Origin of the sequence: Sphaerospermopsis sp. LEGE 08334, assembly GCF_015207205.1 — a bacterium.
Classification (GTDB): domain Bacteria; phylum Cyanobacteriota; class Cyanobacteriia; order Cyanobacteriales; family Nostocaceae; genus Sphaerospermopsis.
Window position 1 is genome coordinate 34,704 of the sequence record NZ_JADEXH010000031.1, and the last position, 21,150, is coordinate 55,853.

22 protein-coding genes are annotated in these 21,150 nt (G+C 37.7%); 15 read left to right on the forward strand and 7 right to left on the reverse strand.

Going from position 1 to position 21,150, the window contains the following annotated elements:
• Positions 1 to 222: 222 nt before the first annotated feature.
• Positions 223 to 1,038 carry a DUF1838 domain-containing protein gene (locus IQ237_RS17420; protein ID WP_194057375.1) on the reverse strand — a complete coding sequence of 272 codons (816 nt, stop codon included), beginning with the start codon at positions 1,036 to 1,038 and terminating at the stop codon, positions 223 to 225.
• 127 nt (positions 1,039 to 1,165) lie between these two features.
• Positions 1,166 to 2,197: a VOC family protein gene (locus IQ237_RS17425; RefSeq protein WP_194057377.1), complete on the reverse strand. Its 1,032-nt coding sequence runs from the start codon at positions 2,195 to 2,197 to the stop codon at positions 1,166 to 1,168.
• A 345-nt stretch (positions 2,198 to 2,542) separates the two neighbouring features.
• On the opposite strand from IQ237_RS17425, the gene IQ237_RS17430 reads away from it, so the two are divergent.
• The 8 genes from IQ237_RS17430 (at position 2,543) to IQ237_RS17465 (ending at position 8,603) form a co-directional block, all read left to right on the forward strand.
• Positions 2,543 to 4,240 (forward strand): NYN domain-containing protein, encoded by a 1,698-nt coding sequence (locus IQ237_RS17430; protein ID WP_194057379.1) that lies wholly within the window; start codon positions 2,543 to 2,545, stop codon positions 4,238 to 4,240.
• A 139-nt stretch (positions 4,241 to 4,379) separates the two neighbouring features.
• Entirely contained in the window at positions 4,380 to 4,721 is a 342-nt protein-coding gene (locus IQ237_RS17435) for a hypothetical protein (protein WP_194057381.1), read from the forward strand.
• Positions 4,722 to 4,797: 76 nt separating this feature from the next.
• A complete protein-coding gene (locus IQ237_RS17440) occupies positions 4,798 to 5,130 on the forward strand; it encodes a DUF433 domain-containing protein (protein WP_194057383.1) in 333 nt (110 codons plus the stop codon).
• On the forward strand, positions 5,127 to 5,375 hold the full coding sequence (locus tag IQ237_RS17445) for a hypothetical protein (protein WP_194057385.1): 249 nt from the start codon (positions 5,127 to 5,129) through the stop codon (positions 5,373 to 5,375). The genes IQ237_RS17440 and IQ237_RS17445 overlap by 4 nt, the downstream gene beginning before the upstream one ends.
• Before the next feature lie 40 nt (positions 5,376 to 5,415).
• Complete coding sequence (locus IQ237_RS17450) at positions 5,416 to 5,637, forward strand: hypothetical protein (RefSeq protein ID WP_194057387.1); 222 nt, start codon at positions 5,416 to 5,418, stop codon at positions 5,635 to 5,637.
• The gene (locus tag IQ237_RS17455) at positions 5,634 to 6,170 is read left to right on the forward strand and encodes a type II toxin-antitoxin system VapC family toxin (RefSeq protein WP_228020423.1); all 537 of its coding nucleotides are present in this window, start codon (positions 5,634 to 5,636) and stop codon (positions 6,168 to 6,170) included. The genes IQ237_RS17450 and IQ237_RS17455 overlap by 4 nt, the downstream gene beginning before the upstream one ends.
• A 64-nt stretch (positions 6,171 to 6,234) precedes the next feature.
• Positions 6,235 to 8,178, forward strand: coding sequence for a DUF4209 domain-containing protein (locus IQ237_RS17460; RefSeq protein ID WP_194057390.1), 1,944 nt, complete (start codon positions 6,235 to 6,237; stop codon positions 8,176 to 8,178).
• Positions 8,175 to 8,603 (forward strand): type II toxin-antitoxin system VapC family toxin, encoded by a 429-nt coding sequence (locus IQ237_RS17465; protein ID WP_194057392.1) that lies wholly within the window; start codon positions 8,175 to 8,177, stop codon positions 8,601 to 8,603. The genes IQ237_RS17460 and IQ237_RS17465 overlap by 4 nt, the downstream gene beginning before the upstream one ends.
• A gap of 129 nt (positions 8,604 to 8,732) precedes the next feature.
• Here IQ237_RS17465 and IQ237_RS17470 read toward each other — a convergent pair whose 3' ends face one another.
• The 3 genes from IQ237_RS17470 to IQ237_RS17480 all read right to left on the reverse strand — a co-directional run bounded on the left by IQ237_RS17470 (position 8,733) and on the right by IQ237_RS17480 (position 10,850).
• Positions 8,733 to 8,948 carry a hypothetical protein gene (locus IQ237_RS17470; protein ID WP_194057394.1) on the reverse strand — a complete coding sequence of 72 codons (216 nt, stop codon included), beginning with the start codon at positions 8,946 to 8,948 and terminating at the stop codon, positions 8,733 to 8,735.
• A 42-nt stretch (positions 8,949 to 8,990) separates the two neighbouring features.
• Positions 8,991 to 9,575 carry a Uma2 family endonuclease gene (locus tag IQ237_RS17475; protein WP_194057396.1) on the reverse strand — a complete coding sequence of 195 codons (585 nt, stop codon included), beginning with the start codon at positions 9,573 to 9,575 and terminating at the stop codon, positions 8,991 to 8,993.
• A 72-nt stretch (positions 9,576 to 9,647) separates the two neighbouring features.
• Positions 9,648 to 10,850: a phosphoglycerate kinase gene (locus IQ237_RS17480; RefSeq protein ID WP_194057398.1), complete on the reverse strand. Its 1,203-nt coding sequence runs from the start codon at positions 10,848 to 10,850 to the stop codon at positions 9,648 to 9,650.
• Positions 10,851 to 10,939: 89 nt separating this feature from the next.
• Here IQ237_RS17480 and IQ237_RS17485 point away from each other — a divergent pair, with 89 nt between their 5' ends.
• Positions 10,940 to 11,347, forward strand: coding sequence for a universal stress protein (locus IQ237_RS17485; RefSeq protein ID WP_194057400.1), 408 nt, complete (start codon positions 10,940 to 10,942; stop codon positions 11,345 to 11,347).
• A 245-nt stretch (positions 11,348 to 11,592) separates the two neighbouring features.
• Positions 11,593 to 11,916 (forward strand): DUF1825 family protein, encoded by a 324-nt coding sequence (locus IQ237_RS17490; protein ID WP_194057402.1) that lies wholly within the window; start codon positions 11,593 to 11,595, stop codon positions 11,914 to 11,916.
• A gap of 100 nt (positions 11,917 to 12,016) precedes the next feature.
• Here IQ237_RS17490 and IQ237_RS17495 read toward each other — a convergent pair whose 3' ends face one another.
• Positions 12,017 to 13,939 carry a transglycosylase domain-containing protein gene (locus IQ237_RS17495; RefSeq protein ID WP_194057404.1) on the reverse strand — a complete coding sequence of 641 codons (1,923 nt, stop codon included), beginning with the start codon at positions 13,937 to 13,939 and terminating at the stop codon, positions 12,017 to 12,019.
• Between the two features lie 285 nt (positions 13,940 to 14,224).
• Between IQ237_RS17495 and tyrS the strand changes: the two genes are divergently transcribed.
• The 5 genes from tyrS to IQ237_RS17515 all read left to right on the forward strand — a co-directional run bounded on the left by tyrS (position 14,225) and on the right by IQ237_RS17515 (position 18,681).
• A complete protein-coding gene (tyrS, locus tag IQ237_RS17500; protein WP_194057453.1) occupies positions 14,225 to 15,496 on the forward strand; it encodes a tyrosine--tRNA ligase in 1,272 nt (423 codons plus the stop codon).
• A 297-nt stretch (positions 15,497 to 15,793) separates the two neighbouring features.
• On the forward strand, positions 15,794 to 15,922 hold the full coding sequence (locus IQ237_RS26725) for a hypothetical protein (protein WP_255512680.1): 129 nt from the start codon (positions 15,794 to 15,796) through the stop codon (positions 15,920 to 15,922).
• A gap of 99 nt (positions 15,923 to 16,021) precedes the next feature.
• Positions 16,022 to 16,642, forward strand: coding sequence for a Uma2 family endonuclease (locus tag IQ237_RS17505; protein WP_194057406.1), 621 nt, complete (start codon positions 16,022 to 16,024; stop codon positions 16,640 to 16,642).
• 465 nt (positions 16,643 to 17,107) lie between these two features.
• Positions 17,108 to 17,824, forward strand: coding sequence for an orotidine-5'-phosphate decarboxylase (pyrF, locus tag IQ237_RS17510; RefSeq protein WP_194057408.1), 717 nt, complete (start codon positions 17,108 to 17,110; stop codon positions 17,822 to 17,824).
• Between the two features lie 239 nt (positions 17,825 to 18,063).
• Positions 18,064 to 18,681 carry a hypothetical protein gene (locus IQ237_RS17515; protein WP_228020424.1) on the forward strand — a complete coding sequence of 206 codons (618 nt, stop codon included), beginning with the start codon at positions 18,064 to 18,066 and terminating at the stop codon, positions 18,679 to 18,681.
• On the opposite strand, the gene glgB is transcribed toward IQ237_RS17515, so the two are convergent.
• Positions 18,641 to 20,932 carry a 1,4-alpha-glucan branching enzyme gene (gene glgB / locus IQ237_RS17520; protein ID WP_194057410.1) on the reverse strand — a complete coding sequence of 764 codons (2,292 nt, stop codon included), beginning with the start codon at positions 20,930 to 20,932 and terminating at the stop codon, positions 18,641 to 18,643. The genes IQ237_RS17515 and glgB overlap by 41 nt on opposite strands.
• Positions 20,933 to 21,150: the final 218 nt, after the last annotated feature.

Consider the following 21,150-nt stretch of genomic DNA (forward strand, 5'->3'; position numbering starts at 1 on the left):
AGATATATGTAGTTTTCAAGGTTCGGTTGCGCGGATGTTCTAATGATAGTCCATTTCAGGAATTGCGTCAAGAGAGAAAAACGCTGAAACCAGGACAGCGTAAGGTGCGCGGGTGGTTGTTCTACACAAATAACTCCCAACCCTTGCATAGAGAGAGATCCAGGCATTTTTTTCAACACCTCAAAAATTACACCCACCCATCCGCGCATTTCGGACTAAAAACTAACCTTCCTCCGTTGCTGGTAAAGGAAAAACTTCCCCAGCCAAATAATCAGAAAAATGCTTCTGAAAATATAACCAAGAAGTCATATCTTCCCCTTCCATAAAAGCCTTCGGCGCTTGCTTATACAAAGGCACACGGTTATTAATTTCCGCTTGTAACAGTGGGGGTAACTCTGTAAAACCGCCCACCTTGCCACCGGTAGCACTATATATAAGTTGTCCTGGTTGTTCACCCATTTTCATCCAAGGCAACCATTGACCAATTCTATCCCAACTTAATTTTAATTCTGTGACGGAATTAAGTTCTGAGTTGAGCAAATCTGCACTCTTGACAGTAATTTTAAATAACTCAGCCGCTTGATAAGTTGGAGATGGGCAATATAAGGCAAACTGGGGATCTTCTGCCAAAGGGTTGGGATAATAGGGAAACAGATCAAAGACAAAGGTAGTATTTTCACCTTCCACCTGTACAGGCAGTTTACCTTTAAACTTACCTTGTACGGGATTATTAGCCACGTGCATCACTGTCACAGTTTCCCCAGTCCAGGGATTTTCCCATTTTCGCAAAATTTCATCAGTTTCTGGGTTGAGGTAATAAGTCAGTTCTCTAGAAGTAAAATCCCAACGACCTTCAGCAGTGGGAATACACCGACTTACGCTCATACCGATGATTTTAAATAACAGTTGTCGCTTTTCCCCAGGGACAAAGCTATAAATTTTACCTGTCCAAACTAAAAAAGTAGATTCATTAGGATCTAAGGAAGAACGAGTTTTCACCCATTGTTGGGCATCAACTTCTTGGATGTGGGCTACCATATTCTGTATATTTTCTCCTTATGATTATAGTAGGGACTGGTGATACAATTTTGGATTTTGGATTGTATTTCATGAATCCAATCTAAAATCTAAAATCTAAAATCTAAAATTCTCCTGACTCCTGACATTAACTTTTTGCTACTAAAGTCCAGAAATAACCATCTGGGGAGACAAAAGAAAAACTCATTTCTCCAAATTCATTATTTACAATATTAGTAAACTTCTGTACATTACTTGCCCGAATTTTATCAAAATAATTGTGTATTCCCTGCACACGATAAGTGTAAAGACACATTCCTAAACTTCCTGGTTGAGCAAATGTAAAATGTGATTCTAAGAGGATATTTTCTGGAAAGCTTACAATATAAAGTCTACCGCTGCGAGCTTCCATTAAGTTGGTTTGAGAAGAACGGGGATCATCAAAAGCAGTAACTATAAACTTTTCCCCTGGATGGAGGTCAAAAAAATCTCGTCCTGCAAAAGAAGATTCATAGCTGGTTTCTACATCATCTCGCACACGCAACAAACCCAAAACTTCTTCATAAAACCGCAGGGTTTCTTTGCTGTCGTCTTGAACTACTAACCCCAAATGGGTAAACTGACTGGTGCTAAAAGGTGCATTGTGATTTATTTTGCCATAGTAGGGCATGACATAACCAAAGCGTTGAAATAACACCTGTCGCGTCAAGGGTTGCAACAGTAGCATTTCTCTGACTCCTACGGCTGGATCAACAAAGGGACGGTTTTTGTATTCTTTTTGATAAATGACTTCCCAGTAAGGGTAAGTATATCTAATTGTATGACCTGCGGCTCTGGCATTTTCCGCATGATTTAAAATCCCTAATAAATCAGCAGTTAAAGCCGTAGTCCAGCGATTACCCTTGATTTTCATGGAACTGATACCCAAACCTTGATTTATGGGATTTTCCCAAGTCATCAATCTGATTAAACCATGATCTGCATCTTGGTGATTAAGACGAATTGCTTTTAAAGGGGAGTTTACCCCATATAATTGATACGCTGTTTCTGCGTTTAATTCTCCCACTGATCCAATGCGATACCCAAATTGTTGCCAATATTGAATTGCTAAAATCGGTTCTGTAACGCCAATACAAACTTCATAGATACCTTCAATTGTCGTAGTTTTTACTTGAGTCATGGTTCAATCAATTTCAGTGTAAACTGTTGGTGTATAGGCAAAGTCGCGAACAGTGGAAAGCCAGCCCGGAAAGCGAACTAGGTGCGATCGCTTAAAAAGTTCACCAATCTTTGGGCTTTTCCTATGAAATGTCAGCAGCGAGAGAATATCAAGTGCGGAAATTTCCCCAAAAGTAGACTCACACTTTTATACTATTTGAGAGATGTTCCCACATCTAAAACTGTAAACTTGATATAAATTAGGTATAAATTAGGTATAACCTAAATATACATTAGGTATAAATTAGATTTTTGAAGAATAATTTACGCATTTTCCGCAAGGATGCTTTACTATATTGTATAAGTTATGTCAAATCATGAGCGATCGCTTACTACCTCTGATTCTGCTTTATTAAATCAAATAGTCTCTCAGGTCTGCCAAGCCCTAATTACTATTCAACAACAGCAGCCAGAATTATTAATGGAAAAGTACAGAAAAGTCCAATGGCAAAAAACAGCTAATCAATCTGCTTTGAGTGCTAAATTTACAGAATTACTCAGTCAAACTCGCAGTAAGGAAGAACTAATAAATAAGCTACAACTATATTTAAAAGCTTTCCTAGTTCCCGCAGCTTTAAATGTACCAATTATATCAGAATTAATTGCTGAAATTAGAAATCACAATCCTGTTATATCTGATTTAGATAGCTGTTTAAATTCTACATTGTTTCCGGCTTTAGTAACAGTAGGAATAGGGGTTTTACTTTTAGATGCGGAAAATTTACAACTTAATATCAATACAGAAAAATTTTTAGGAACTATTTGTCAATGTCCGATTCAAGTGAAAATTGCCTTTGCTAATTGGAGTAATCGAGGTAAACTAGATGTAGAATTACATGAACGTGGTTATGATTTGATTCATGTTCCTGCTGGTAGGGATAATGCAGATGGAAAAATGATTGCTTTTGGGTCTTCTATTCATGAACTTTATCCCAAAGCTAAAGAAGTTTTCGTTTGTTCATCTGATAAGGTAATGACGAATTTATGTAACAATTTACAGCAGCATGGATTAACTGTATATCAAGTCAGTCAGCACGGGGAAAATATCAATATCTTAAATAATACCACAGGTGAAACTATTATCCATAGCATTAAACCCTTACCAGAAATACCATCTATTGATCAATTTGTTCTGCAAGTCAAACATTTAATTAAAGAAGAACAAAAGCAAACAGCTAATTATTGGATTAAACTGTCTCAAATTTCTAAATTATATAAAAATAAATATCAAGTAAATATTAGTAATATCGTTGCTAAATATTTACCAGGTAAAAGGGCTAAAGATATTTTTATTAGCTATCCAGCAGATTTTGTGATTCATCAAGTTGATGATGTAGGAGAATTATACATCACGCTTTTTGAACAACAACATTTTTCCCAAAAAGAAGATATTAATCCAGCAGAAAATAATAAAAACTCTCAGGTTAAAAATAACTCATTAGTGAATAGTTTAACCACCAAATTAGATTTAGAAAAGGCCATAAAAAATATTTGGGCAGAGTTAAGCAAACAATCTAAAAATGAAAGTTTTGATATTAGTATTCTAGCCAGTAAATTTAAGCAAAAATATGGTAAACCGATTACTGAACAAATGAAAGAGTTACAGATAGGTGGTACATTTGCCAAGTTTTTACAATCTTGTAGTGATTTTCAAGTTCAACTCAAAGATAATAAATGGCAAGTAATTAAACTTAATTCTCCTAGCTCTGGATCTGTATTATCATCTGTTTCATCAACTAAGATCAATTCTGCTGCTGACTTAGAAAAAGCACTAAAAATGATTCTTACAGAGTTAACGAAAACAGCAAACAACAACTATGTTGATATTGGAATTTTAGGAATTAAATTTCATCAACAATATGATAAACCCATTACTAAGCAAATGAAAGAGTTACAGATTAATGGTAGTTTTCTCAAATTTTTACAGTCTTGTAATTCTTTTCAGATCCAGCAGAAAGGGAATAAATATAAAATAGTACCATCAGTCACTATGACATCAGGATAAGTATATTGTCTAAATTCAGGAATCCATAACTGCATATCTCCCATAAAAACTTCATATTTTGTGCGTCTGAGTGCATATAGAAAACGCTAATATGATTTTATTATGATTACCTGTTACTTCAGTTTATAGGGTTTGAAAAATGCTAAATAATCAATCTATTGCGGAAATGACTTTACAGGATTTAGAATCATTAATTGATAGAATTGTTGATGAAAAAATTAATCAGATTAATGTTGCTAAAAATAACAAAATAGAACGAAATGAACTGGTGAATAAAATACATATCTTGCAAGAAAACCTCAAGCAAAAATATGATGTATTTCCTATTTTAACCGAATTGCGAGAAGATATTGATAACTATAATCCCTTCGTAGAATTTGATGGTATTTTCAAAGATGACCCATTTTTTGATGATTTTGTTGAAGAAATGGCTAACAATCGTCGTGAATTAGATGCAGAAATAGGTGAAAATGAGGAATAAAACTGATATTATGGATGTAGAAAATCAAATGTTGCTCAATATCCACTAAACTGATATCACATATAAAGGTGAAAGTATGCAACTAGAGGATTATTTTGAATTTTTAGATCCAGACGATATCCGTATTAAGGGGCATAGAATCGGTATTGATGATGTGATTGATTATTATTTGCAAGGGTTTGCACCAGAACAAATTTTGGAAGAGTTGCCATCACTGAATTTAGAAAAAATTCATGCTACTATTACCTACTATCTCCATAATCGTGCGGAAATAGATGCTTATATGTTGCGTTTGGCTAGGTGGAGAGAACAGCGTTATCAAGAAGCTGCGGCTAATCCTTCTCCGATGATACAGCGTTTGAGAGCAATCAAAGCGCAACGAGAACAGGAGCGGCTTAATTTTGTATGAAGATCCGTTTCTTACTCGATGAAAATTTGTCACCAAAGCTAAAATTTGCTGTTTTGCGTCTTAACCCAGCAATAGATATAGTTCGTGTGGGTGATCCAGATGCTCCCCCTCTAGGAACACTAGATCCAGAACTCCTGCGTTATCTGGAAGTATTTCAACGGTTATTGGTAACATACCAAACCTTTTATGAATTTTTCCTAATACGAATGTATGCTACAATAAAGCTCAGTTTAGTTCAATTCTAGCTTAAAAGAAATTGATATTACTACTGGAGGTAGATCAAATATGCTAAACCAGTCTATTACCGAAATGACTTTACAGGATTTAGAATCCTTAATTAATAGAATTGTTGATGAAAAAATTAATCAAATAAATTTCGCTAAACATAACAAAATAGAACAGTCTGAACTTGTTAAAAACATACATATTTTTCAAGAAAGCTTAAAGCAAAAATATGGTGAATTTTCTGATTTGACAGAATTATTACGAGAAGATAGAGACAGATGATCACAGATAAAATTGTCATTGATAGTAGTGTAGCTATTAAATGGTTTATTGCTCAAGATTATTCATTAGAGGCAAATAAAATTCTTGATGCTTATCAATCACAACAAATTACCTTGATTGCTCCAGACTTAATTTATGCAGAAATTGGTAATATTGTCTGGAAAATACAGCGATTTCAAGGTTTAACAAATCAGGACGCTGAGATAATAATTGATTTATTTCAACAAATACAATTAAAAATATTTCCTGCCGATGAATTATTAAAAGATGCCTATCAGTTTGCAGTGAATTATCAAAGAACTGTCTACGATAGCCTTTACCTAGCTTTAAGCATTAGAGAAAACTGTAAATTTATCACTGCTGATGCAAAATTGTACAATGCTATTTATCCAAAAATACAAAACATTCAATTTCTGCTAGAATGTGAGCGATCGCTTCCGTACCCTACGGAAAGCAAGCTACGCATAGTGTCTTCTAAAGCAGAAGGGCTTTTGTTAGTTCGCTTCCGTACCTGCAGTAATCTTTACCTATAGTATAACGTTTAAGAGCAATTTGAGCTAATATATAAGTATCTGAATAATTTACTAATATTAAAATATGTCACCACTAAATCCTCCTCTGAGTAAAGAAGATTTTATTAAGTCTGGCTGGAAAGAAGTAATTAATAACAGCGAGAGAAAAGATTGTAATAGTTATGACATGGCATTCTGGAATAAGGCAAAGCAAGCACAAGAAGCAGGAAATATCAGAGAAGAGGCAGTTTTTGAGATTCTCAATCGTGTAATTGTTGCTACAATGCAATCAGAATTAGATGGTGAATCTTCAATATTTTTAGCAAGATTTCCTGATGAAATAATAGAATTTCTTAATCAGATTGTAAATGAAGTTTCAGATCCAGAACTTCAAGCTCAAATTGCAGAAATTCTCTGGATTAAAAAGCATAACTATCGGATGGGACAGTTAGCAGTGGATTGTTATTTAGAATCTGCCAAGCAACTAGAAGATCCTCAAAAATGGAGTCACTGTGTCGATAGGATTAAAAGATCGCTTACGTTAGCACTCAAAATTGATTACAAGCCAGAAATTGTTGTTAAATATGTAGATGAGGTTTTAAATCGCTACCAAGGAAAAGATCCATTATGGCTATCAGTAAAGCTCCATGAACTTTTACAAGAAGAGAAAAACATAAATATTCTGCGGAAAAAACAACTTTTAAATACTGTTAAATATGCTGATCTAGCTGAGAAAGGTGCAATTTTTGCAGAATCTATAAAAGAATGGGATAAAGCACGAAACTATTGGGAAATTAAAGCTGAATGGCATCGCATTGAAAAGAATAAAGCAGAATATGCAGCACGAATACTTGTTGCTGAAACTTACAGAAAGGAATCACAACATTCTTTAACTAAACATCCAACACCTTACTTAAAAGCATCACACGATTTACAGAAGGCTTTTGAAGCATTTGAAAGATTAAAGAGCCACCAAAGTACAGAAGAGGAAAGAACTGCAATAAACAGTAAAATGGATGAAGTTCATAAACTTCTTTCTCAGTATCAAGAACAATCTTTACATGAATTAATAACTGTTTCTTCCCAGCATAACATCAGTAAGGAAATAGAACTAGCTAGAGCGTATGTGAAAGGTAAAGATTTTCAAGACGCATTATTATCTTTGGCTATTTTGGGTATTCCTCAGAAAGTTTCAGATATTCGTAAGATTGCAGAAGAAAATGCTTGGTTGTCTAAGTTTATGCCAGTAGTGAATAAAAATGAGATGGGAAAGACGGTGGCACGTCAACCTATTGAGCCAGATAAAGCAGAAGAGGCAATTCTTTTTGATATGTATAGGATAGCAGTTGATGGTCATAGGTGTAATGCTCAAGCATTTATTGAACCAGCTAGATATCAAATTAATTTGGAACATAGCATAGAAATAAGAGATTTTTTTCCTATTGTTTCACATAGCCCTTTTGTACCATCAGGAAGAGAATATTTATTTGCAAAAGGGCTTTATGCTGGATTAATAGGAGATTTTTTTACATCTACACACATTTTAATTCCTCAAATAGAAAATTCAGTGCGTTATTTACTTCGCAAACAGGGAGCAATACCATCAGAAATGAAGACTAAAAAAGGAATTGAAGACGAACGTGATTTGAATACTACTCTGTTTCCTAGAAACTACCCACAAATAAATTCAATTTTTGACGCAGATACTCTCTTTGATATTCAAGGTTTGTTAATTGAGCGTTCTGGTTCAAATTTAAGAAACCGGATGGCTCATGGTTTAATTAGTGATAATGAATTTAATAGTCCTATCATGTCTTATTTGTGGTGGGTAACATTGCGTTTCTGCTGTTTGCCAATTTTGAACCAAAGACAAGAAGAAGATTTTAATCCCCTTGTTCAGTTTGACGGTATTTTCAAAGACGATCCGCTTTTTGATGATTTTGTTGAAGAAATGGCTGCAAATCGACGTGAATTAGATGCAGAAATAGCTGCTTATGAAGCTTCTTTAGAGGAGAATCAAACAGCGTGAGCCGATATATTCTCGATACTAATATTGTGACTCTTTCTCAACACGGAAATTCTAATATTGCTCAACGTGCCAAAGTTGTGGAAATTGCCAATATATTTATTACAACTGTTACCCTGGAAGAACAATTAAAAGGTAGATTAGCAGTTATTAGTAAATCTGCTACTAAACCAGAATTGTTACCAAGAGCTTACCAGAATTTACTAATAACCCAACGTTATTTTTGTCAAATGAATTTATTAGATTTTAATGAAGCAGCTTGTGAATGTTTTAAAAAACTGCGTCAGCAAAAAATCAATACAGGTACACAAGATTTAAGAATAGCTGCCATAGCTTTAGTTAATGATGCAATTTTAGTAACTCAAAATTACCAAGATTTTATCAAAATTCCTGATTTAAAAATGGAAGATTGGACTGTAAGTATATAGTTTTAGTGGAAATCATACAAACTAGCCAATCATCATAATTGTTGCTTAATGGCTTAATTAGAAGTAGTGGATGTAATTTTCCAATTGTTAGGTCTGTTTGGGGAAATTTGAATAAAACAATTTGACCAACTATTGCCATTTTTCTATGAGATCCGCTTCTGTGTATTCCGGGAGATAATCATTTTCTAAACCTCTCATAGCCTGTTCAAAAGAAAATTGATTCCATTCTTCATTTTTTGTATTATTTTTATATAGTAGCAGGGTGTTATAAAGTGTTATTCTCTCTTCTTGCAATACTTCTTGAACTATCTCCCTAATCAAAGCTTTTAGTTCTTGGATTTCCATTATTTTAGCTTTTATATTGTAAGTAATTATCCGAATTTGATATTATTCTTTTTCCTCAAAATTAACATCTTGATAAATGTCAACTAAACTAATTTCAAAATCAAGATGTTGCAACTTGACAATATCATCTTCAGATTTATACTCTCTAAAAATCCATTCTCCCTCATTAGTTTTGCTGTAGTGCATTACCAAATATTGATTTTGTTCCACTAAAACATATTCCTTAAATTGGGGAATGGAACGATAAAAATTAAATTTATCACCTTGATCATAATTTTTCGTAGACTTAGATAAAACCTCGATAATTAACAGAGGGTTAGTAATAGTAGTATTGTTCTTACCTGTATAAAGAGGCCTGTTATCAGTTACAATCACGTCAGGATAAGTATATTCTCGATATTCAGGAATCCATAAACGTACATCTCCAATAAAAACACGATTTTGTTTTTTTCTAATAGCATATAATAAAGACGCTGCATAGTTCAGCGCAATTTGATTATGATTTGTACTTCCACCAGTCATAGGAATTATTTCTCCATTCCGATATTCGCTTTTATAAAGTGCTTTTTCTTCTAACTCTAAATATTCTTCAGGTGTATAAGTATGCTTACGACTTTCTACTTGCATATTATTTTCCTTAACTTAGTTAATTGCCGAGAATGAAGGATAAAGCCTAAAACTTCATCCTTCACCTTTTAATTATGCTTCATCCAAAGCTGCAATACCAGGTAAAACCTTACCTTCCAATAACTCCAAACTAGCACCACCACCAGTAGAAATGTGACTCATTTGATCAGCTAAACCAACCTTTTCTACAGCGGCCACAGAGTCACCACCACCGATAATTGTAATTGCGCCGGTTTTACCGATTTCTGCTAAAGTATGAGCGATCGCCTCAGTACCCACAGCAAATTTATCAAACTCAAACACACCCATAGGACCATTCCAAATTACAGTTTTACAGTCAGCCAAAGCTTCCTGAAAAACTTTCACAGAATCAGGACCAATATCTAAACCCATCCCATCAGCAGGGATATTTTCAATGCTCACAGTAGTAGCATTAGCATCAGGCGCGAACTTATCAGCCGCTACAATATCTGTAGGTAGCAACAAAGCTACACCCCGTTCTTTAGCTTTTGCTTCCAAAGTCTTCGCTAATTCCAGTTTATCTTCTTCTACCAAAGACTTACCAACACTCAAACCACGGGCTTTATAGAAGGTGAAAATCATTCCCCCACCGATGATCAACTTATCGCACTTTTCTAACAAAGTTTCAATCACACCAATTTTGCTAGAAACCTTAGAACCACCGATAATAGCCGCTAAAGGACGTTGAGGAGCTTCAATTGCACTTTGTAAATATTGCAATTCCTTCTCAACCAAATAACCAGCCACAGAAGGACTTAAAAACTTAGTTACACCTTCAGTAGAAGCGTGAGCGCGGTGTGCAGTTCCAAAAGCATCGTTTACATAAAAATCAGCGTTTGCTGCCAATTTTTGAGCAAATTCCGGGTCATTCTTTTCTTCTTCCTTGTAGAAGCGCACATTTTCCAATAACAGGACTTGGCCATTGTCCAAAGCTGCAACCTTAGCAGCAACTTCATCACCAATACAATCATCAGTCTTAACAACTTCTTGTCCTAACAGTTCAGAAAGACGTTTAGCAACCGGAGTTAAACGCAATTTTTCATCTACACCCTTGGGACGACCGAAATGGCTTGTTAAAATCACCTTAGCACCCTTTTGGGTCAAATCTTGGATAGTTGGTAGCGCCGCCCGAATCCGAGTATCATCAGTAATGTTGCCTTGATCATCCACAGGCACATTAAAATCAACCCGTACTAAAGCGCGTTTTCCAGATATATCAGCCGCAGATAAACTTGCTAAACTTTTTTTAGACACAGTACAACTCTCCTGATTACTTTTTTGTTATTGTCTTCAAAATATGACCATCAAGATTTTACCGGAGTAAGGGGTGTGAAGATTAATTTATGTTTAAAACAGTTCTATTTCCCATTGACCAAAGTCGTGAAGCACGAGAAGCTGCTGACGTAGTTACCAACATCGTGCAGAAATATGAAAGTCGTTTGGTATTGCTGTCAGTAGTGGAAGAACCCTCCCCAAATGGGGATGCTGGCGATATCATGGGTTCTCCAGAGGTGGTTGCTAAACTCCTAGAAAATGCCCAAGCTTTATTTTCTCAGCAAGGTATCACTGCTGAAGTAATAGAAAGACAAGGTAAACCGGCTTTTACTATCTGTGATGTTGCTGACGAGATAGGAGCAGATTTAATTATTATGGGTTTTCGCGGACTCGGTTTAACTGATGAAGGCGCAAATGATAGTGTCACAACCAGGGTGATCAATCTTTCACCTTGTCCTGTTTTGATTGTGCCTTAGTTATTCGGAGGCAGGAAGCAGGAGTCAGGGGAAGATGAATAACCCAATGCCCAATGCCCAATGCCCAATCACCCATCACCCATCACCAATCACCCATGACCCATCTCCAGTCAAGTAGTGAAATTTCGGTAAAAAACCGTACTTCCAGCGAATTTTTTTCTCTAGATTAGTCCTCTAGACTAAAATAAGACTAGAGACAAAACTTTCAGCTACTGAGTACAAGCACTCAGTTGAATATAAGCAAAATGGGATTCTTTGACTCTGAAATAGTTCAACACGAAGCCAAACAGCTTTTTGAAGATTACCAAGCACTGATTCAACTTGGCAACAACTACGGCAAATTTGACCGCGAGGGCAAAAAGCTGTTTATTGAGCAGATGGAATCTATGATGGACAGATATCGCGTCTTTATGAAGCGGTTCGAGCTATCAGAAGATTTTATGGCGCAAATGACCATACAGCAACTAAAAACTCAGCTAAATCAGTTTGGTGTTACACCACAACAAATGTTTGAGCAGATGAATATGACTCTGGAAAGAATGAAAGCTGAGTTGGAAAAACAGGTATGATTGGGGCATTGGGCATTGGGCATTGGGCATTGGGTTATTAACCTCCCCATCACCCCATCACCCTAGCCTTCTGTCACCTGTCACCTGTCACCTGTCACCTCTAATTTGCTTTAGGACGTGGAAACTGAGAAGGTGGTTTAAATTTCTCTGATGGTACGCCTTTAAGGGCTTGCTCCATAAAATCACGCCAGATGGGAGCAACCATACCACCACCTGTAGCACCACTGGATAATTGTCGGTTATCATCTCTTCCCACCCAGACAGCAGTTGTGAGTTGTGGCACAGTACCCACATACCAAATATCTTTTTCTGAGGAAGTTGTTCCTGTTTTTCCTGCTGATGGTCTGCCTATATCTGCACCCTTACCCGTACCGCTACTAACCACAGATTGCATAATATCTATAGTTGCTGCTGATGCCCAGGGATCAAGCACTCGCTGGGGTTTTGGTGTGTTGTCGAGTAACACATTACCACTACTATCTGTAATTCTGACTATTACTGTTGCTGGTGATTGCCAGCCATAATTCGCAAAGGTAGCGTAGGCACTGGCCATTTCCAAGGGAGTCATACCAATAGCACCTAAAGGCAGGGAGGTAACGGGTTCCATTGGACTCATGATACCCAAAGTCCGACAGGTTTCAACAACTTTATTCATCCCTATGGCTTTACCAAGCTTAATTACAGGGATGTTGCGAGATTGAGCTAAAGCGGTACGGATAGACATTGCTCCACTAAAACCACCATCGTAGTTTCTGGGGAAGTACCAGCCATTACCATCTCGGTAACTAACAGGGGTATCTAATACGGTGCTATCTGGTGCATATTTACCAGTGGCAAAGGCAGCATAATAAACAAAAGGTTTAAAGGCAGATCCTGGTTGTCTTAGTGCTTGGGTAGCGCGGTTAAATTCACTACCTCTAGAATCTACACCACCAACTAGAGCTTTGACAAAATGTGTGCGGGGGTCAACTGCAACTAAAGCAATTTGGTTTCCACGCAACCCTTGACCTAGTAAATTTTTGTGCGACTTACTCACAGTTGATTCTGCCATCATCTGGAATTTGGCATCAACGGTGGTTTGTACCCGCATCCCGCCTTTCAGCATTGTATCCCGTCCAAACTTTTTCACCAGTTCCTGGGCTACAGTATTACTAATATAAGGTAGGGCGCTACCTTGAAATGACCTAATTCTCCCTAGTTTAATTTCTTCCTTGAGAGCATCATCATATTCTTTTTGGGTGATCCACTGCAAGTCTAACATCCGCCCCAACACTTCTTTTTGTTTTTGTTTTGCCTTTTTCATACTGGCAAAGGGGCTAAACTCTTCTGGGGCTTGGATTAAACCCGCCATCATTGCTGACTCACCCAAGGTTAAAAATTCGGCTGATTTATCAAAATAAGTCCGGGCGGCTGTTTGTACACCGTAGTTATTATGACCCCAATATACTTGATTGAGGTACATTTCTAAAATTTCGTTTTTCTCCAGAATTTGTTCTAAACGAATGGCTAAAACTGCTTCGGCTAATTTGCGAGTAAAAGCCCGCCGATGAGACAAAAACAGGTTTTTTACCAACTGCATGGTGATGGTAGAACCACCTTCTTTTACACCACCTGCTGCCAAGTTGACTACTACAGCCCTTCCTACACCAGAAGGGTTAATGCCTTGGTGACTGTAGAAGTGACCGTCTTCACTGGCTAGTACAGCGCGTTTGAGGTTCGGGGAAATTCTATTTAAGGGTACTACTTCGCGGTTTGCTTCACCGTGAATGCTTGATATGAGTTTACCTTTAATGTCATATATGTATGTGGTTTCTGTGGGAGAAAAGCTGCGTAGCTGTCTCACGTCTGGCAAGTTGCGGAAACTTATGGCCAGTCCGACCAGTCCCCCCGCTGCAATAGAACTTGACAGCAGTGTGAGCGATAGTAGGGTAGCGCCAGTTATCTGACCTACGCCTTTAAAAAATTCAAACCCAGATGAAGCCTGGTCTTGGGATTGCTTGTTTACAAAAGTCCTAGAAGACACGGCGGTTTTACTTCCTCACTAATAAATATAAATGTAATTGATGAAATGAAAAAAGTCGGTTAATTTTTTGCAATTATAGTAGTTTGCAGATCCATTAGGTACAGAATCTAAATTGAAACCTATACACTAAGCTAGTTTTACTCCTGACTCCTGACTCCTGACTCCTGACTCCTGCTGTATAGTAGTTTGGCAGAACAGAAAACGGATAATTTGCCAGTGGACTTTACCAACCTAATTTCTAAAGTGCAAAGTGTAGTTAATAGTGAATCTTATAGTATGGCTAGTATGGCGCAAAATTTCTCTTGGCTACATCGTGGTGTGGCAGAAATTTTTCCTCAACCTCATGATGCTGATAGTGAAACTGAAAGTTTGGAAAGGCGGTTGCTGAATGCTGACCGTCCTTTAAGGATCAAGTTGGGTATTGATCCTACGGGTGCGGATATTCATTTGGGTCATAGTATACCAGTAAGAAAACTGCGGGCGTTTCAAGATGCTGGTCATACGGCGGTTTTGATTATTGGTGATTTTACTGCAAGAATTGGTGATCCTACGGGTAAGTCTGATGTCCGTCGTCAACTGACAGAAGCAGAGGTTAAGCAAAATGCCCAAACTTATCTTGATCAAGTGCGTCCTATTTTAGATTTTGACACACCTGGGAGGTTGGAGGTACGCTACAACTCGGAATGGCTTTCCTGTCTAGATTTGGGGAAAATTCTGGAGTTGCTGTCTACGATGACGGTGGGACAGATGTTGGCTAAGGAAGGTTTTGCTGAACGTTATAAGAAAGAGAATCCGATTTTCCTCCATGAGTTCCTGTATCCTCTAATGCAAGGTTTTGATTCTGTGGCTGTGGAGTCTGATGTGGAGTTGGGGGGAACTGATCAAAAGTTTAACATTGCTGTGGGTCGAGATTTACAACGTCATTTTGGTTTGAAGCCTCAGTTTGGTTTACTGTTACCTATTTTGATCGGGACTGATGGTGTACAAAAGATGTCTAAGTCTTTAGGTAATTATGTGGGACTTTCTGAACACCCTTCCCAGAAATATCAGAAGCTTCAAGCTGTGCCAGATAATTTACTGTCACAGTATTTTGAGTTGTTGACTGATTTACCTTTGGAGAGTTTGCCAGAAAACCCCCGCGATCGCCAGCAATTTTTAGCTTGGGAAATTGTCCGTCAGTATCACGGTGAAGCGGCGGCTAATGAGGCTAAGGAGGCTGCAAAAAGCGGTGGTAAGGAAGGGGCATTACCGGAGTTCTCTTTGGCTGCTATAACTCAATTTCCGGCTAAATTAGCTTTTATTCTCGGTGCTTCTGGTATGTGTAAAAGTACGGGAGAAGGTAAACGGAAAATTCAAGAGGGTGGTGTCAGGTTGGATGGTGAAAAGATTACTGACGTAGATTTAACTTTTGACTCACCTAGTGATTTATCGGGTAAGGTTTTACAAGTGGGTAAGAAGAATTTTGTGCGTTTAGTTAGCTATGATTTTCAAGAACTCACACCACAAGCAGAATGTGGGATAGCAACTCCTCAAACTGAAGTAATAGCACCTTCCTAACCTGAAGTTGTAGCACCTTCCCAACCTGAAGTTGTAACACCTTCCCAACCTGAAGTTGTAACAGTATCAAAACCAGAGGTTAAATGGCAAATAATATTTGTTGCTTTACTTCTTTTTGTACTATATGTTGTATGTTGCGATTTTCAACTCGTAAAGAATTATCTGGTCAATTGAAATCTCTGAAAAAACAAATTTTAGTTTGAGATGCGTAAAGTTCTAGTCAAATCTAGACGATAACCAAATATTTCAGAAAATAAGGTGTGTCACTCCAAGTAAATACACACCTTACTGAATATTATGAGTATTAACTCATTCAATCGTAAAAATATAAAACACCATGAAAACAAACCCATCATTGATATGATTATTAATGCCGAGAGAATTATAGTTCCTTTAGATGTTTCAGATTTAGTACGGGACTCGTAGAGTGCGTCAGACGGTAGAAGTCATGTAAATAAATATACTTTTGATATCTGACGCACCCTGCTGTTATAATATTTTCATCATCAATAATTGTTCACAGTCATGATTCAAACCCTAAATAAAATTGTCACCTTTGAGGAATTTGTTAACTGGCTTCCTGACAATTCCGATATACGTTATGAATTACATCATGGAGAAATTGTCACAATGGGGCAACCGGTGGGAGATCATGAAGAAGTTAAAGGGTTTTTAACTATCAAAATTAGTGCTAAAATTGATGGGTTAAATCTTCCGTATGTGATACCTAATCAAGTTATAGTTAGACCAGAAGGTAAAGATTCTGGTTATTTTCCCGATTTGTTAGTTTTAAATCGTGCTAATTTAGCTAATGAACCATTATGGAAAAAACAATCAGTTATTAGTAATGGTGCTTCCATACCTTTAATCATAGAAGTTGTTTCCACTAATTGGCGTGATGATTATTATTTAAAGTACGCTGATTATGAAGAAATGGGTATTGCTGAATATTGGATTATAGATTATGCAGCTTTAGGAGGACGTAATTTTATTGGTAATCCCAAACAACCTACTATTTCTGTTTGTAATTTGGTAGATGGAGAATATCAAATCAGTAAATTTAGAGATGATGAACGGGTTATTTCTCAAGTTTTTACTGAATTAAATTTAACCGCAAATCAGATTTTTCAAGCGGGGATGATGTAGATTAATCTTCACAAAAATTTCTGACATATTCTCTGAAAATAGGAGATAAATCAAACAATATGTTATCTTCTACAATTTTGTTAATTAAATATCTTTTTTGTAGAGATTCTAACCCATTAATAAAATTAGTGGAATATAATTCTAAGGTCAGAAGTGTTGAATGTTAAGAAATCTGTGATAAAAATATCCCAAAATATATTAAAATTTGAGCAAGCTATATCAAAATATTGATTTGATCATGATTATAAATTCATTTCCCAAGATTGTCAAAGACATCCTCAAATCCTTGCCAAAAAATGATTATCCGGTTTTGAACACCTGTCTTTACGTGTTAGATAAATTCCGCTATCTTCAAGCTTGTATGTGTCAACAAATCAGTTATGTTCATTGGATGGAAGATATCATGAGATGTTAACATTTTCACCCTTAATAGGACTACTATAACTGAATGTAATAACCAGAATTATGAATGATGAAAAAATTATTGTACCTTTAGATGTTCCAGATTTGGAAAGTGCGATCGCTTTGGTGGATAAACTTCCCCAGGTGTCTTTCTGGAAGGTTGGTTTAGAATTGTTTACTAGCACGGGTCCGGCTATTCTCGATGTGCTAAAATCTCGGCAAAAGCGGATTTTCCTGGATTTGAAGTTTCACGATATCCCTAATACTGTAGCTGCTGCTTGTCGTGCTGCTGCTGGTTATGGGGTGGATTTGTTGACAATTCACGCAACTTGTGGTAATGATTGTTTGACTGCTGCTGCTGAAGCGGTGCTGGTGGGAGCAGAAAAGGCGGGAACTAAACCACCTAATTTAATCGCTATTACTGTGTTAACTAGCATTTCGGCGCGAGATTTGGCGTTTGATTTGAAAATTCCTCTGGAATTGCCGGAGTTTGCTTTAGAAATGGCACTTTTGGCGAAAAATGCAGGTTTGAATGGGGCGGTTTGTTCTCCCCAAGAGGTGGCACAGTTGCGGGAATGTTGCGGAGAGGATTTTTTGCTGGTTTGTCCTGGGGTGCGTCCGAGTTGGGCTGAAAAAGGTGATCAAAAGCGATCGCTCTCTCCTGCTCAAGCTGTTGAAGCAGGTGCTGATTTTTTGGTGATCGGTAGACCTATTACTGCTGCTGCTGATCCGGTTCTGGCTTGGGATAAGATTTGTGAGGAGGTAGATGTGGGTAAGTGAATCACTTTTTTCAATCTCACGCAGAGGCGCAGAGAACGCAGAGAGAGGAAGTTTTGAAGAGATTTTTTGTGGGTCTTTTCTGATTTTTGTAGGGTGGGCATCTTGCCCGCCCAAGTTATGGGATAATATTTTTTACAAGATGTGATTTTTTGAATTTGATGAATTTTCCAGATGAAGGCAGAAAAAATGGCTGGTTTGTTTTTAAGGATTTAGTATTTCTTTTTCCTGTGTGGCTTTTTATGTCTTTTATCTTTGTATCTCCTGTTTTCTCTAAAAATCTTTCTCCTACACCTGTAAAGTCAGATGTGAGTAGTTCTTGTTCTCAGCAAAGTTTGGAAAGTTTAACTACTCGTTTGATGTTAGATTTACCTAGCTATGCTAACCGCGTTATTCAAAGATCCCGTCGTCTGAGTCGCAGTGTTGATATCTATCCTTATATTTTGGTGGCAGGTAAGCCGGAGTTTCAAAATCTACCTTTAAGCCCTGGTATTAATACTGCAAATAATACTGCTAATAATACTAATAATTATGCTTCCCAAGGGGTTGAGCAGGTTTTTTTTACAACGCTGGAACGACAGTATGTTAATAAAAAGGCGGTGGAGTTGCAACAGTTCCACTGGTTGTTTTTGACGAAAACTACTTTGGGTTGGCAGGTGGTGATGATGTTTACTCAAACTGGTGAATATCCAGTAAAACCACCTATAGCACCACCCAGGGATAGTAGTCAGGGGGCGATCGCTCAAGGTGTTAAACTTTGGTTACGGGATTGTGAAGCAGGAAGTGTAAACTACTTCCCGCAACATCCCAGTTTAAACCTTAACTCAGTGCTTCCGCAGTCTTTTCTTGATCCAGTTTGAGAATCAAAACTCCCAAAGGTGGTAAACACAAATCTAAGGAATAAGGACGATTATGTAAAGACCAATCATCAGTCCATTTTCCTCCTAAGTTGCCCATATTGCTACCGCCATATTTACGCGCATCGCTATTGAACAACTCAGTATAAAATCCTTTTTCTGGTACACCGATGCGATAGTGAGAATGGGGTTGGGGTGTAAAATTACAAACCACAACTACAAACTCATCAGTATCTTTAGCACGACGGACAAAAGAAACTACACTGTGACGATTATCGCTACAATCAATCCATTCAAACCCTTCCCGCGCAAAATCCTGAGTATATAAAGCAGGTTCAGAACGGTAAAGATGATTTATCTCCTTAAAAAATGCTTTTAACTGTTGATGGGGTTCATGTTGTAATAACTGCCATTCTAAGTCCGCCCACACATTCCACTCACTCCACTGGCCAAACTCCATACTCATAAACATGGTTTTCTTACCAGGGTGAGCAAACATATAAGCAAATAAAGTCCGCACATTAGCTAACTTCTGCCATCTATCACCGGGCATTTTACCGATGATGTTGCTCTTACCATGTACAACTTCATCGTGTGACAATGCCAACATGAAGTTTTCACTGTGGTTGTACCACATACTAAAGGTGACATTGTTTTGATGGAACTGCCGAAACCAAGGGTCCATGCTGAAATAATCCAACATATCGTGCATCCAACCCATGTTCCATTTCAGGTTGAACCCTAAACCACCTGTATAGGTAGGCCAAGACACCATAGGCCAAGAAGTAGATTCTTCCGCAATGGAAAGCACACCGGGAAAATAACTAAATATGTTGTGATTTACTTGACGCAGGAAATCAGCAGCTTCTAAATTCTCTCTACCACCGTACTGGTTAGGCAACCATTCCCCATCTTTACGGCAATAATCGTTGTAAAGCATGGAAGCTACCGCATCCACACGAATCCCGTCAATATGGTATTTATCAAACCAGAATAAAGCGTTAGCAACTAAGAAATTTCTAACTTCGTTGCGGGAGTAGTTAAATACTAAAGTTCCCCATTCTTTATGTTCACCTTTGCGGGGATCTGCGTGTTCATAAAGATGTGTACCATCAAAGAAGGCTAAACCATGTCCATCTTTGGGGAAGTGTCCAGGAACCCAATCGACAATTACACCAATACCATTTAAATGGCACTGATCGACAAAATACATGAAGTCTTCAGGACTGCCAAAACGGGAAGTGGGAGCAAAGTAACCTGTGACTTGATAACCCCAAGAACCATCAAAGGGATGTTCAGCAATGGGTAGCAATTCTATATGGGTATATCCCAGGTCTTTGACATAGGGGATGAGTTTGGCTGCTAGTTCCCGATAGGTAAGGAAACGCGCCCCAGGATTGAGTTCTGAAGCAATAACTACTGGTTCTGTTTCGCCGTTGGGCAATTTTGCTGGTTCGCCACTAGCAGCGTGTAACCAAGACCCTAAATGCACTTCATAAACGGAAATTGGTTGGGTGAGGGGATCTGTATGTCTCCGGGTTTCCATCCAATTTTCATCATTCCAGGTGTAAGCATTTAAGTCACTGACAATAGATGCTGTTTTGGGACGTGGTTCTTGTTGGAAACCGTAGGGATCTGATTTTTCGTAAATGTGTCCGTCAAAATTTTTGATTTCATATTTGTAATGTTCTCCCACACCCAGTTCAGGAATAAATAATTCCCAAACCCCTGTGTGTCCTTTCCGCATTTGGTGTTTACGTCCATCCCAGTGGTTGAAGTCTCCCAAAACAGAAACGTTGCGAGCATTGGGGGCCCAAACGGCAAAATAAACACCTTTGACACCATCAACTTCTGTAAGATGCGCTCCCAATTTTTCGTAAATGCGGTTATGATTTCCTTCTGCAAATAAATGCAAATCAAAATCTGTTAAATGGGGAGACCGGAAGGCATAAGGATCATAAATGACTCGCTCATGCTCTCCTTCTTTGATTCGTAATTGGTAGTTGTTAAGTTCTGGTGTTTCTATGGTGCATTCAAAAAAATGGGGATGATGCACCGTTGTCATGGGGTATTCTTTGCGTCCTTCTGGAACTACTACATAAACTGCGCTGGCATTTGGGAGGTAAGCTCGCACAGCCCAGACGTTTTTACCTTCCTGTTCTATAAGATGTGAACCTAGTACCTCAAACGGATCATGATGCTGATTCCCAACAATGCGATTAACCTGCTCAGGAGCGATGGTACTGATGGACATGAAGCTACCTACTGGAAATAAGGTGATTAACTAAATTTAGTTTTTAAGAACTTAATATATATTGTTTACATTTATTTGCATTTTTGTCGTCACGGTTATCCTAACACCAGAATGTATCTTATTGGGAAATGGGGACTGGAAGAGGTATTTTGGTAACGGTGATTATAACTGCTTCAAAAACTTTTTGCCTCAAAATGCTTTAGTGTAGCGGGACTAAT

What these genes read in the sequence shown, in the direction of transcription:
- IQ237_RS17470 (WP_194057394.1), bottom strand. Translation starts at nt 8,948, where the DNA reads ATGGAAATCCAAGAACTAAAAGCTTTGATTAGGGAGATAGTTCAAGAA.
- IQ237_RS26725 (WP_255512680.1), top strand. Translation starts at nt 15,794, where the DNA reads ATGAGTATTAACTCATTCAATCGTAAAAATATAAAACACCATGAAAAC.
- IQ237_RS17425 (WP_194057377.1), bottom strand. Translation starts at nt 2,197, where the DNA reads ATGACTCAAGTAAAAACTACGACAATTGAAGGTATCTATGAAGTTTGT.
- IQ237_RS17455 (WP_228020423.1), top strand. Translation starts at nt 5,634, where the DNA reads ATGATCACAGATAAAATTGTCATTGATAGTAGTGTAGCTATTAAATGG.
- IQ237_RS17430 (WP_194057379.1), top strand. Translation starts at nt 2,543, where the DNA reads ATGTCAAATCATGAGCGATCGCTTACTACCTCTGATTCTGCTTTATTA.
- tyrS (WP_194057453.1), top strand. Translation starts at nt 14,225, where the DNA reads ATGGCGCAAAATTTCTCTTGGCTACATCGTGGTGTGGCAGAAATTTTT.
- IQ237_RS17505 (WP_194057406.1), top strand. Translation starts at nt 16,022, where the DNA reads ATGATTCAAACCCTAAATAAAATTGTCACCTTTGAGGAATTTGTTAAC.
- IQ237_RS17435 (WP_194057381.1), top strand. Translation starts at nt 4,380, where the DNA reads ATGCTAAATAATCAATCTATTGCGGAAATGACTTTACAGGATTTAGAA.
- IQ237_RS17485 (WP_194057400.1), top strand. Translation starts at nt 10,940, where the DNA reads ATGTTTAAAACAGTTCTATTTCCCATTGACCAAAGTCGTGAAGCACGA.
- IQ237_RS17440 (WP_194057383.1), top strand. Translation starts at nt 4,798, where the DNA reads ATGCAACTAGAGGATTATTTTGAATTTTTAGATCCAGACGATATCCGT.
- glgB (WP_194057410.1), bottom strand. Translation starts at nt 20,932, where the DNA reads ATGTCCATCAGTACCATCGCTCCTGAGCAGGTTAATCGCATTGTTGGG.
- IQ237_RS17490 (WP_194057402.1), top strand. Translation starts at nt 11,593, where the DNA reads ATGGGATTCTTTGACTCTGAAATAGTTCAACACGAAGCCAAACAGCTT.
- pyrF (WP_194057408.1), top strand. Translation starts at nt 17,108, where the DNA reads ATGAATGATGAAAAAATTATTGTACCTTTAGATGTTCCAGATTTGGAA.
- IQ237_RS17450 (WP_194057387.1), top strand. Translation starts at nt 5,416, where the DNA reads ATGCTAAACCAGTCTATTACCGAAATGACTTTACAGGATTTAGAATCC.
- IQ237_RS17515 (WP_228020424.1), top strand. Translation starts at nt 18,064, where the DNA reads ATGTCTTTTATCTTTGTATCTCCTGTTTTCTCTAAAAATCTTTCTCCT.
- IQ237_RS17475 (WP_194057396.1), bottom strand. Translation starts at nt 9,575, where the DNA reads ATGCAAGTAGAAAGTCGTAAGCATACTTATACACCTGAAGAATATTTA.
- IQ237_RS17460 (WP_194057390.1), top strand. Translation starts at nt 6,235, where the DNA reads ATGTCACCACTAAATCCTCCTCTGAGTAAAGAAGATTTTATTAAGTCT.
- IQ237_RS17445 (WP_194057385.1), top strand. Translation starts at nt 5,127, where the DNA reads ATGAAGATCCGTTTCTTACTCGATGAAAATTTGTCACCAAAGCTAAAA.
- IQ237_RS17420 (WP_194057375.1), bottom strand. Translation starts at nt 1,038, where the DNA reads ATGGTAGCCCACATCCAAGAAGTTGATGCCCAACAATGGGTGAAAACT.